This is a genomic window from Maricurvus nonylphenolicus (assembly GCF_042854845.1).
Classification (GTDB): Bacteria; Pseudomonadota; Gammaproteobacteria; order Pseudomonadales; family Cellvibrionaceae; genus Maricurvus; species Maricurvus nonylphenolicus.
Map to the genome: position 1 here is coordinate 2,991,466 of NZ_AP031498.1, position 12,316 is coordinate 3,003,781.

General features: G+C 48.8%; 8 protein-coding genes. 4 read left to right on the forward strand and 4 right to left on the reverse strand.

Features of this window, described 5'->3' with window-relative positions:
• Positions 1 to 15: 15 nt before the first annotated feature.
• Both rsuA and ACGHZ6_RS13110 read left to right on the forward strand, forming a co-directional pair.
• Entirely contained in the window at positions 16 to 708 is a 693-nt protein-coding gene (rsuA, locus tag ACGHZ6_RS13105; RefSeq protein WP_390614411.1) for a 16S rRNA pseudouridine(516) synthase RsuA, read from the forward strand.
• 20 nt (positions 709 to 728) lie between these two features.
• On the forward strand, positions 729 to 1,775 hold the full coding sequence (locus ACGHZ6_RS13110) for a methyltransferase (RefSeq protein ID WP_390614412.1): 1,047 nt from the start codon (positions 729 to 731) through the stop codon (positions 1,773 to 1,775).
• Between the two features lie 143 nt (positions 1,776 to 1,918).
• Here the strand turns inward: ACGHZ6_RS13110 and rlmKL are convergent, their stop codons facing one another.
• Positions 1,919 to 4,093 (reverse strand): bifunctional 23S rRNA (guanine(2069)-N(7))-methyltransferase RlmK/23S rRNA (guanine(2445)-N(2))-methyltransferase RlmL, encoded by a 2,175-nt coding sequence (gene rlmKL / locus ACGHZ6_RS13115; protein WP_390614413.1) that lies wholly within the window; start codon positions 4,091 to 4,093, stop codon positions 1,919 to 1,921.
• Positions 4,094 to 4,535: 442 nt separating this feature from the next.
• Between rlmKL and rmf the strand changes: the two genes are divergently transcribed.
• A complete protein-coding gene (gene rmf / locus ACGHZ6_RS13120; RefSeq protein ID WP_390614414.1) occupies positions 4,536 to 4,739 on the forward strand; it encodes a ribosome modulation factor in 204 nt (67 codons plus the stop codon).
• Positions 4,740 to 4,825: 86 nt separating this feature from the next.
• Here rmf and ACGHZ6_RS13125 read toward each other — a convergent pair whose 3' ends face one another.
• The 3 genes from ACGHZ6_RS13125 to ACGHZ6_RS13135 all read right to left on the reverse strand — a co-directional run bounded on the left by ACGHZ6_RS13125 (position 4,826) and on the right by ACGHZ6_RS13135 (position 11,111).
• Positions 4,826 to 5,851, reverse strand: coding sequence for a quinone-dependent dihydroorotate dehydrogenase (locus tag ACGHZ6_RS13125; protein WP_390614415.1), 1,026 nt, complete (start codon positions 5,849 to 5,851; stop codon positions 4,826 to 4,828).
• 87 nt (positions 5,852 to 5,938) lie between these two features.
• Complete coding sequence (locus ACGHZ6_RS13130) at positions 5,939 to 6,160, reverse strand: DUF2835 domain-containing protein (RefSeq protein ID WP_390614416.1); 222 nt, start codon at positions 6,158 to 6,160, stop codon at positions 5,939 to 5,941.
• Positions 6,161 to 6,194: 34 nt separating this feature from the next.
• A complete protein-coding gene (locus ACGHZ6_RS13135) occupies positions 6,195 to 11,111 on the reverse strand; it encodes an NAD-glutamate dehydrogenase (RefSeq protein WP_390614417.1) in 4,917 nt (1,638 codons plus the stop codon).
• Between the two features lie 220 nt (positions 11,112 to 11,331).
• Between ACGHZ6_RS13135 and ACGHZ6_RS13140 the strand changes: the two genes are divergently transcribed.
• Entirely contained in the window at positions 11,332 to 12,315 is a 984-nt protein-coding gene (locus ACGHZ6_RS13140) for an AAA family ATPase (protein WP_390614418.1), read from the forward strand.
• Position 12,316: the final 1 nt, after the last annotated feature.

Genomic DNA, 12,316 nt, shown 5'->3' on the forward strand with positions numbered 1-12,316 from the left:
GTTTAGACTTAACTTATGCGTCTCGATAAATATATTACCCAAGTAAGCGAGCTTTCCCGCTCCCAGGTTAAAAAAGCCCTCAAGGCTGAACTAATCACACTCAATGGCGAAATCGTCAAAGACCCCGCATTGCATATCAGCCCGGAAGATCTCGTCGAACTGGATGGTGAAGCCTTATCACAACCTGGGCCACGCTACTTTATGCTTAATAAACCCCAGGGTTATATTTGCGCTACCAATGATGGCGAACACCCCACCGTGCTGGACTTACTTGACGAGATCAACAAAGACAAATTACAAATTGCCGGCCGCCTCGATATCGACACCACCGGATTGGTTTTAATTACCGATGACGGCCAGTGGAACCACAAAGTGACCTCCCCCCGTCACCACTGCCCCAAAACCTATTACGCCTGCCTTGCACACGACCTTGCTGAAAATGCAGAAGACAAACTGGCAGAAGGCCTAATGCTTGATGGTGAAACCAAACGCACCAAACCTGCGACACTGGAGCGACTCTTTACCAACGAGGTAAAACTCACCATTAGCGAAGGTAAATACCACCAGGTTAAACGCATGTTTGCTGCACTGGGTAATCGCGTGACAGAACTACATCGTGAAAGCGTAGGCGGCATAGTGCTGGATGAAGATCTTGAGCCGAGCGAATACCGACCGTTAACCGACACCGAAATCAATAGCATCCAGTAAGGCCCAAAGAAGACAAGCCAATGAGCGACCAAGCATTTTCTCTGCTTCAACAACATCTCCTGCAACACGGTGATAAAGCACTGTGGATTGCCGACGAAAATGCGCTACAGATTGCTCAACAACTTTCTTGGGTGCGAGATGGTCTGACCGCAATTACCAACCGTATTGACGTGCAGACAGCGTTAGAAACCGCTGGCGTAGACTGTAAATATAACGACTGGCAAGGTGACAGCTTTGAGCCCAATAGCCTTGAACAGGTTTTCTACCGCGTCTCGAAAGAAAAACCTGTCGTACACCATCTGATTAATTCAGCCTTTACCTGGTTAAAACCTGGCGGCCAACTTATTCTATGTGGTCAAAAGAACGACGGCACCAAAAGCTATATCGATAAAGCAGGCAAGCTGTTTGGTGAAAAAGCCCGCCCCCAGAAAAATGGCCAGATCTACCACGCCAGCATTACAAAGCAGCTAGAAGCAAACAACGATGCTCACCTGGATTGCAGCCAATACCCAGAACTCCGCCCTATAGCTGAAATTCCGCCTTTAAACCTATGGAGCAAACCCGGCGTGTTCGGCTGGAATAAAATTGATCGTGGCAGCGAACTACTCGTTAATCATCTGCAAGATTGGTTACCTGAAAGCCGAAACGAACTCAGCATGCTCGACCTAGGTTGCGGCTACGGCTACATCACTCTGATGGCCAGCCAATTCAATCCTGCAAAATTGATCGCAACTGATAACAATGCCACTGCCCTGCTCACCATTAGCGAAAACGCCAAACAGAACGATCTCGATATAGAAATTCACTCAGCTGATTGTGCTGACACGATCAAAGAAAAGGTAGATATCGTGCTGTGTAACCCACCGTTCCATCAGGGCTTCAGTATAGATGGTGGGCTCACCGATAAATTTTTACGGCAAACCAGCAGACTGTTAAAACCTGCCGGCAAAGCCTTATTTGTTGTTAACCAGTTTATTCCACTGGAAAGAAAAGCTGCTGAATACTTCAACCACAGCCAATGCTTACTTGAACAAGATGGTTTCAAGCTCATAGAGCTAAGCAACTAAACCAAAGCAATATTAATAGTGCAAGATAGTTTAGCCTGAAGGTCAGAACCCCGTTGCCCCTTTAGAAACCTTCGGCGTCCTGCCTCATAGGGGTCATGGAAGGCAGTTAGGAATCACAATCTTAGAATTTAACTTTTGAGTTTTTAACTATGACTGATCAGCCAACACTTATGAATCTTACTGTTACGCTTGAAGTCAGGATCTAAACTCTGCTGAGTAATATCTTTGATCTGATAACCGGCTAAAGCTTCTGTATTCAATTTAAACGTTCTTAAGTTGTTAGAAAACACCAAAGTACCACCCGGCTTTAACAACTCCATACAACGCTTAACCAATCCAACATGATCACGCTGAATATCCAATACATTATCCATACGCTTGGAATTCGAGAAACTTGGAGGATCCAGCATAATTACATCAAAACCACGGCGGCAATCTTTCAACCATTGTAAACAATCCCCCTGCTCTAACAGGTGTTGCTCACCGCGTATATTATTCAACTCAAAGTTTTTCTGTGCCCACTTTAAATAGGTTTTTGACATATCTACACTGGTGGTAGATGCCGCACCGGCCAAAGCCGCATGCACTGAAGCCGTTGCGGTATAACAAAACAGATTGAGAAAATCCTTGCCGCGCACCATCTCCGCAATCATTTTGCGTACCGGGCGATGATCCAGAAATAAGCCGGTATCGAGATAGTCCCACAAATTAACACTCAGCTTTGCCTGGCCTTCCACAACAGTAATAGGCGGTGTTTGGGACTTAGTTTGACGCTCGTATTGCTCTTTACCGCGGTTACGACGGCGCTGTTTGTAGCTTACCGCTTCGGGTTGAATCTCCAAAGCTACAGGTACAGCGGCCTGAATTTCGGCGAAGCGCTGCTCTACTTTGCGTTCATCAATCGATTTAGGCGCCTGATATTCCTGAACATGCACATGCTGTTGACCTTCAGTATCGGTATACACATCAATAGCAGCGGAATATTCCGGCATATCGGCATCATACAGGCGATAACAGCCAATAGATTCTTTCTTTAACCATTTGGCAAACTGCTTACTGTTTTTACGTAAACGGTTAACCAACATCTCCGCACCAGAGCTGAGCTTGATGGATTTATTCTGGCTCGCCACATCAGGTGCAGGTGCGTCGACAAATTGGCTTTCCTCAACCCGCAGTAATAGTAACTCACTGGGTAGGCTGCCATTAAATAGCTTGTAACGCTTATGGGCACGCAGCCCCATATGCTTGCCCAACTGAGGATTACCGGTAAACACAGCTACCTGCCACCCAGGCAGTTCTTCGCGGCACTTATCACCCAGTTGGCGATAAAGACCTTTTAGCTCATCAACTTCACCCAAGCGCTCTCCATAAGGAGGGTTAGTTACCAGCAAGCCTGTACCTAACTCTGTATGAGTAGGCCGTTTAAAGGCGTGTAACGGCTTGCAGGTAACACGAACATGCTCAGCCATCTGAGCCATTGCTATATTGGATTCAGCTGCACGCAAAACCCGGGGATCGCCATCGTAGCCACGAATCTCAGGTATAGATTCCATACCTTGGCGACGCCGCTCCAGCGCCTCTTCACGCAAGTCCAGCCAGATATCGTTCTGGTGGTTTAACCAGCGTTCGAAACCAAAGCCCTGGCGGCGAATACCCGGAGCACAGTCAGCGGCCATCATGGCCGCTTCAATCAGCAAGGTGCCAGAACCACACATGGGATCGATAAGAGCCCCACCCTCATCGGCTATCTGCGGCCAGTTAGCACGCATCAATACGGCAGCAGCCAGGTTCTCTTTCAGTGGTGCAGCACCCTGTCGGGTACGGTAGCCACGTCGGTGCAGGCTATCTCCGGCCAAATCCAGAGAGATTACAACCTTGCCACGGTTTAAACGGGCATTGATACGTAGGTCAGGATCGCGCTTGGCTACACTGGGACGCTGACCACTGGCATCACGCAGGCAATCTACCACGGCATCCTTGATCTTCAAGGCGCCAAACTGGCTGTTACGAATGGTGCGATCGGTACCACTAAAGTCCACCAGCAGCGTACCATGGGGGTTAAGATGCTCTTGCCAGTCGATACTTCGAGCCGCCTGGTAGAGATCATCCTGTGAACCAACGTCAAAGCGACCTAAAGGCATCAAGATCTTGTTTGCCAATCGTGACCACAGGCAGGCGCTGTAGGCCCCTTTAAGATCGGTCTCAAAATAGACACCCGCTACAGTTTCGCGCAAATTATCCATACCCAATCCCTGCAATTCTTGCAGCAACAGGCTTTCCAGACCTTTGGGACAAGTGGCAAAGTACTGCTGAATCATGAAACGTCTCTCTGGATAGCTGGATATGTCATCTATATTGCCTTTTTTGAGCCTTCGAGGGCCCATCTATATCAATGAGCACTAATAATAGCGTCAGATATAAAAATTAAATCGTTCACAAAAGCCCAGTTTGTTTGGTTTACTGAGCGTTCGTGGTTTTACTTGTGCCAGCGGCCCACTGCGGCCTACATCTAATCACTTTTAACTACGAGCCAGTTACAGCAAATTAGGAGCAACTATGAGGCATGCCCTCCCAACATACTGGACCTTATGCTGGCATATCTCCACTTTAAATCACGATACCACCTCATTCGCTTCAGGGCGGAATTCTTTACATATACCCACTGCAACTTAGGGCAGCGGCATGTGTGAGTTGTGATTCCAGAATGCGAATTAAAAAAACAAAACTCAGATTGTCAAAAATTAAGAGGTGCTTTACCTGATGAAACGTCAAAAACGTAATCAAATCGAACGAGCTTTCAGCAAAGGTTACAACGCCGGTATTGAGGGTCGCTCCCGCAGCCTATGCCCACATGAGAATGGCAATATGCGACAGACCTGGCTAAGTGGCTGGCGAGAAGGCCGTGAAGATCATTGGGACGGATTTAACCGCGCCGCTCAAGCGCAAAAATTGAGCAACTTCTGATCAACCCTACCTCAATCTCATTATGCGCTTTAGCCCCTCTGGCTAAAGCGCCGAACACTCCCCTAAACCCGTATTTATATACCTGATTAACTCGCGCGTACGGCTGCGATGGCATCTGCTGCTTCGCGAATCAATTCCGGGCCACGGTAAATAAACCCGCTGTATAGCTGAACCATTTTTGCACCGGCTTCGATTTTTGCTGCGGCACTCTTACCGTCAACAATGCCGCCAACACCAATAATGGGTAACTTGTCGCCTACAACGGCGTATAACTGACGGATAATCTCGGTCGACTTGTCGGTAACGGGTGCACCACTCAGGCCACCGGCTTCCTCAGAGGTTGGGGATGATTCAACACCTTCACGGGAAATAGTAGTATTGGTTGCAATAACGCCATCCATTCCCGCAGCCACCAAGGCATTGCCCACTTCTTCTACGGCGGCCTCATCCATATCCGGCGCAATTTTTACCGCAACAGGTACATAGCATCCGTGAACTTTCTCGAGCTTCAACTGCTCTTCTTTCAGCCCACTGAGCAATTCGTTCAAACTATCGCCAAATTGCAGATTACGCAGTCCCGGCGTGTTCGGGGAAGAGACGTTTACGGTGATGTAGTCTGCGTGGGCGTAAACCGCTTCTATACATTTTTGGTAATCAGATAGCGCATCTTCAACAGGTGTGTCGAAATTCTTCCCAATATTGATGCCTAACACACCGTCAAAGCGGCGTTTTTTCACCTGCTCCACCATATGGGCAACACCTTTGTTGTTAAAACCCATGCGGTTGATAATGCCCTGATGCTCAGGAATGCGGAATAAACGTGGCTTGGGGTTACCCGGCTGTGGACGCGGGGTAATAGTGCCTATCTCTACCGAGCCAAAGCCCAGTTGGCCCAACGCATTAAAGTAATCACCGTTTTTATCCAGACCCGCCGCCATACCAACCGGATTTGGGAAGGTAATGCCCATCACCTCAACCGGATTATTGGCGATCTTGGGCGCGAACGGCCTGATCAGCCCCAGGCGCTCACCGGCGCCCAACATATCCAGGCTCAATTCATGAGAGGTTTCAGGGTCGAGACAAAACAGCGCGTTGCGAATCAACGAATACATAGTGAGACCTTTTAATGTGGGCAAAAACAGTGGGCAAAAAACGCGCGTAGGATACTGAAAGCGGCAGACTTAGTCTAATCCAGACGCCTAATCCAACCGCTTTATGGTTTGAAAACGATGATCATCATCGAAAATGATCTGAAATCGGCCGCTTACCCCATCGTGGGTCACAAATGGCCTGAGGATATGGGCGGGAAAACGTACCGTTCTCCCATCAACTGCACGGGTGACCACATCCTTGACCACCCCTTGATACATCAGCTGATACTCGTCGGCGGGTATCATCAAATTTACAACTAGCGATAACACCCTGCCACACTCTCCTCATAGGGTTGTTACATACTTAGGTACCAAGCACACAGGCCTGGCTACTATCATCCAGAGACGTGCAATGCTGACTGGCTTGTGCCAGATCCAACAATTCCCGCAAGGCCACAGAGTACATGGCAAAGTCAGTGCCGGGCGCAGCCTGCAGCTCATTAATCATCGAACGCCAGCGCTCAACCAACAACGTGTGCTGGGCCATCCAGCGATCAATCGTGGTTGAAAGCTCCTCTTCTTCGCTTCCCAAGCGGATCAACGATACCGCCAGCGTACGCATCTGGGATTCAATATCATCCATAAAGGTTTCGCGAGCAATCGCTTGCCAGTAATTCTCCACCATGGCATCTGATATTTGCTCGGCGAACCAGTGCAGCCCCAGACGGTCACCCAAGTGGAAATAGATTTCCGCCACTCGTACAGGCTCAGCTCCGGTAATGCGCGCGGATTCTACCATACCCAGGCCGGAATTCATGCCCGCAGGCATGGCCGCCCAGAACGCCAGGTCTTTGGGAATACCTTGCTCAACCAGCTCAGCGGCATCGGCTTCCCAAGCTTCTTTAGGGCTGCCACACATGACTTCAGGCATAGCCTTTAACAGTTCATGCACCTGTTCGGCAAACGCCTCTACTTCATGACTGGGGGAGAGATGACCACGACGGTTACGCAGGAACCAACGGGTACCACGGCGCATACGGCGCATCATGCGCACCATCAGGTCGTATTGAAGCCCCGCAGGTACTGTAAAATCCAATGCCTCGACACGTTCGAAATACTCGTGCATGCGATAAACATCGCGAGTTATCACATAGGCCTTGGCAATATCAACAAAGCTGCTACCGGTCGTTTCAATCAAGCGGTGGCAGAAGCTGATACCCATATGGTTGACCATATCATTGGCAATTTGTGTGGCGACAATTTCCATCCGCAGGCGATGGTCATAGATCTGACCTTTAAACCTATCTCGCAGCACATTGGGGAAGGTAGTTTCCACCGCTTTGGCCATATACTCATCATCAGTTAATGATGTATCAGCCAATTCTTCTTTCAGGGCCACTTTAATATATGACACCAGCACGGATAATTCCGGGCGCGTTAAACCTTTACCCTGGGTATAGCGTTCAAGCAGGGTTTCATCATCTGGAATAAATTCCAGACCGCGATCCAGGCGCCCCTCACTTTCCAGCTGCGAGATAATCCGGTGGTATTCACCACTGCGGTTATAGGCTTCTTTCTCAGCAATAGAAATTGCCTGCGTTTGTTTATAGTTATTGGCCAACACCAGATCACTGACTTCATCGGTCATATCTGCCAGCAACTTATTGCGCTGCTTGGCGGTCATATCGCCATTGGCAACCACACCATCGATAAGAATTTTGATATTTACTTCATGGTCAGAGCAATCAACACCGGCGGCATTATCAATAAAGTCGGAGTTACAAGCCCCGCCATGCAAACAGAACTCTACCCTGGCCTGCTGGGTAACGCCCAGGTTGCCCCCCTCACCAAAGACTTTACAGCGCAGTTCATTGCCATTAATACGCAACACATCATTGGCTTTATCACCAACTTCCGCATGGGTTTCATGACTGGCTTTTACATAAGTGCCAATACCGCCGTTCCAGATCAGGTCAACGGGGGCTTTAAGTAATGCTGTAATTAACTCTGTAGGCGTCAGCTTGTCTGCTTTAATATCAAAGCAGGCTTTCATTTCCGCAGAGATAGGGATCGACTTGGCGGAACGCTTGAAGATTCCGCCGCCTTTAGAGATCAGCTTTTTATCGAAGTCTTCCCATGAAGTTCCGGGTGTATTAAACAGTCGCTCGCGCTCAACAAAGGTTTTGGCTGAATCCGGATTCGGATCAATAAAGATATGCAAGTGGTTAAACGCTGCTGTTAAACAGATATGTTTCGACAACAACATACCATTACCAAACACATCACCGCCCATATCGCCAATGCCGATGACAGTGAAGTCTTCGTTCTGAACATCAATGCCCTTCTCTTTAAAATGGCGTTGCACCGATACCCAGGCCCCCTTGGCGGTAATACCCATGCCCTTGTGGTCGTAGCCCTGGCTGCCGCCAGAAGCAAACGCATCGCCTAACCAGTGACCGTAGTCTTCAGAGATCTCATTGGCGATATCCGAGAAGGTCGCCGTACCTTTATCGGCGGCAACAACCAAATAGGGATCATCATTTTCCGGGCGAACCACATTGGTTGGCGGAACAATTTCGCCCTCAACAATATTATCGGTGACATCGAGTAGGCCACGGATAAACATGCGATAACAAGCAATACCCTCTTTTAAGAAAGCTTCACGCCCACCGTTTTTGGGTGGCTGCTTAGCCACAAAACCACCCTTGGCACCACTGGGTACAATCACCGCATTTTTAACTTGTTGGGCTTTTACCAACCCCAGTACTTCGGTACGGTAGTCTTGCAAGCGATCTGACCAGCGCAGGCCACCACGGGCCACCTTGCCGCCGCGCAAGTGAACCCCTTCCATACGCGGGGAGTAGACGAAGATCTCGTACATAGGGCGTGGTTCGGGAATATCGGCTATCTGCTGCGGGCTGAACTTGAAGGAGATATAACTCTTATTCTCTCCATCAGCCTCTTTCTGGAAGAAATTGGTTCTTAACGTGCCGCCAATAAAGTCCAGATAACGACGTATAATACGATCTTCGTTAAGGTTATCGACCTTATCAACGCTTTCAAGAATTTTGCTTCTCAAGCGCTCAATGCGCTCCAGGTCTTTCTCGGTTTTTTGATTTACCCGTGGGTCATAACTGGCTTTAAACAGTGCCACTAAATTGCGGGTAATTTCCAAATGGTTGGCCAGTGTATTGGCTATATAGGTTTGGCTAAAGTTAAACGCCGTTTGTTTCATATAGCGTGCATAGCCACGCAGTATGGCGACCTCTCGCCAACTTAAACGTGCGCCCAATACCAATCTGTTGAAGGCATCACTTTCTGCTTTGCCACGCCAGATAGCCGCAAAGGCATCCTGGAAGTTGTGGCGGGTACTGTGAACATCGACATCCGTATCCAAACCAAATAACAGGTTAAAGTCGTGTAACCAAACACTTTGGCCGTTTTTATCCGTGATTTCATAGGGGTGCTCCCCCAAAACCCGTAAACCAAGATGCTCTAATACCGGAATGATCTCAGACAGCTCTAACGGCGAGTCATGATGAAAAACCTTAAAACGCATGGAATGCTTATCGGCGCCCATGGGTTGATAAAAGCTCATGGCGATATCATCATCAGCCGTCAACCCAGACATAATCTCAATGTCTTGCACCGCCACACGCGCCTCAAAGTTACTGCAGTAACTCAGCGGAAAGGCTTCACCATAGCGGCTAAATTGCATACTGCCCCGTTCTTCACCCAGGGCGTCACATAAAGAATGCAGCAAGTGGTCTTCCCAGCTGCGAGAAATATCGACAATGCGCTCTTCTAAACGACGAATATCAAAATCCGGTGAATCATCTGGATCAACTTTAAACACAATATGAGAACGGGCTAACACCGACTCGGAAAAATAGGTATTAAATTCATGTTCCTGCGCATTCAGCGCTTTGCCTATCAGGTTTTGAATTTGCAGACGCAGACGGGTACTGAAATCTTCCCTAGGCACATAAACGATACAATTTACAAACTTGCCGTAAGGATCGCGACGCATAAACAAACGCACCATATGCCGTTCGTTAATACGAGCCACACCTATGACACATTCAAATAACTCACTGGCACTGCTTTGAAACAATTCATCACGGGGGAAAGTTTCAATTACCTGACGCAAGACCTTGCCATCATGGCTCATCGGGTCCAGTCCCGATCGCTCCATCACATAGCGAAGCTTCTCTCGTACCATGGGGATCTTGCTAGGGCTTAGGGTATACACAGGGGATGTATAAAGGCCCATAAAGCGCCCCTCTCCCCTAACATTGCCCTTATCATCAAACAGCTTGACCACGACATAGTCGGAGTAAGCATTACGGTGAATACGTGAACGCACTGAAGATTTGGTACAGGACAATAGCTGTGGCGACAAATGGAATCTCGCCATCCCCTCGTTAAAATCAGCTTCTTTCACCTGTGGTGCTTTGCGGGGGTATTGCTTAAACAGCCCCAGGCGCTTCTCTGGCAGCTCTTTTAAACAGCGCCCTTCCTTGGTTTCCTCGAAGGCATATTCCGCATATCCCAAAAAGGTAAAATGGCCATCACTCAGCCAGCGTATAAAATCACGGCTTTCCGTGACACGGTCCTCCAGCGCTTTTTCTCCGGCAAGCAGCAAATTCTTTTCTGCCTCCTCGGCCTTGGCCGCCATAGGTTTGTAGTCCTGTACAACGGTATCGAGCTCTACCAGAGAGGCTTCAATGGCGCGTGCCAGCTCCGCCATTTCCGATTCATCGGTATGCAGATTAATTTCCAGATAAATAAACGCTTCTTTGCCAAACTGCTTTTTCTTGGTGTTGCGACCTTTGGCCCCAGGGCCCATCAGTTCAAGTAATTCACCTTTGTCGTCCCTGGCTAAGTTCATAACGGTACTTTTGATACCATGCAGGGAAATATTAAAGTTATTGACGGCTATTCGGACGGAATCCACCAGAAACGGCATATCATTTTGCAGTACGGCGACGATGGTGTGTGGGCTTAACCAACCATCTTCCTCAAGGGTGGGGTTAAATACCTTAACCTTGGCCATGCGGGGATCTTTATGTTGAATAAAATTCCACCAGGAGTAGGCGCTGCCATAGACATCGTTGATGGCTCTTCCTTCTAGCTCTTCCAACGGATACTGATCGTAGTAGAGTTGAGCAAAGGATCGAACCTGATCGGCATGCTCACTGGTCAATTTTTCATCAATACAGGTGGATAGTTGATGAAAGAATGTTTCCCTGCTCTCTGCCGCTACCAAACTTATATCCACGGAGGTTTCCCCTTAAGAAATGTTATATAGATATGCATACAAGCATAGACCATGCCCGACGGAACTTCTTGATCCAGGGCATGGTCTATAACTGAACTCTTGAAACCCTCTGGCAGGCCATTAAAATCACTGCCAGTTCAATAACTTATAAAAAGCTCTTCAAGCTTTCCCAACATCTCTTGAAGGGCAAAATTTAACCACCGGGGGACGCCGCAGCACCATGTCAGTTGCTCAGACAGACCTAACTACCCATCAAGCCAATCTCCATGCCTTACGTCAGTGGCTACAACAACAGATCGTAGGTCAGGAACATCTGGTCGAATGTCTGCTAATGGCACTTCTTGCCGACGGCCATTTATTGGTTGAAGGCGCCCCAGGACTGGCCAAAACCAAGGCCATCAAAACCCTCTCTGACGGCATTGAAGGCGACTTCCATCGCATCCAATTTACCCCTGATTTGCTGCCGTCAGATGTCACCGGTACTGACATCTATCGGCCGGAAAATGGAACCTTTGAATTTCAGCCAGGCCCGATCTTCCATAATCTGGTACTGGCCGATGAAATTAACCGTGCGCCCGCCAAGGTTCAGTCCGCCCTGCTGGAAGCCATGGCCGAGCGTCAGATCAGTGTTGGGCGTAATACCTACCCATTACCTGAGCTGTTTTTGGTGATGGCGACACAAAACCCGATTGAGCAGGAGGGTACCTACCCCTTACCCGAGGCACAGCTCGACCGTTTCTTAATGCACGTCAATGTTAAGTATCCACGTGCCGAAGCCGAAAAGCAGATTCTTCAACTGGTTCGTAACGAAGCCGCTCATGTAGAGTCTGCACCGCCTCAACCTATCAGTCAGCAAGCCTTGCTGGAGATGCGCCAGGCTGCCTTGGGCATCCATATGGCCCCCGCGGTTGAAGACTATATTGTGCAATTAACCGTCGCCTCCCGCGATCCCGGTCAATATGACGCCAACCTGGCTAAATGGATCGAGTTCGGCGTCAGTCCCCGCGGCACTATCGCCCTGGATCGCTGTGCCCGAGTACACGCCTGGTTAAACGGCAAGGATTTTGTCAGCCCAGATGATGTCCAGGCCGTCTTGCCCAATGTCTATCGCCATCGTTTATTACTTAGCTTTGAAGCGGAAGCCAGTGGCGTAACAGCCGATCAGGTAATTGAAACCTTAATTGCCAAGGTACCTGTGGCTTAAT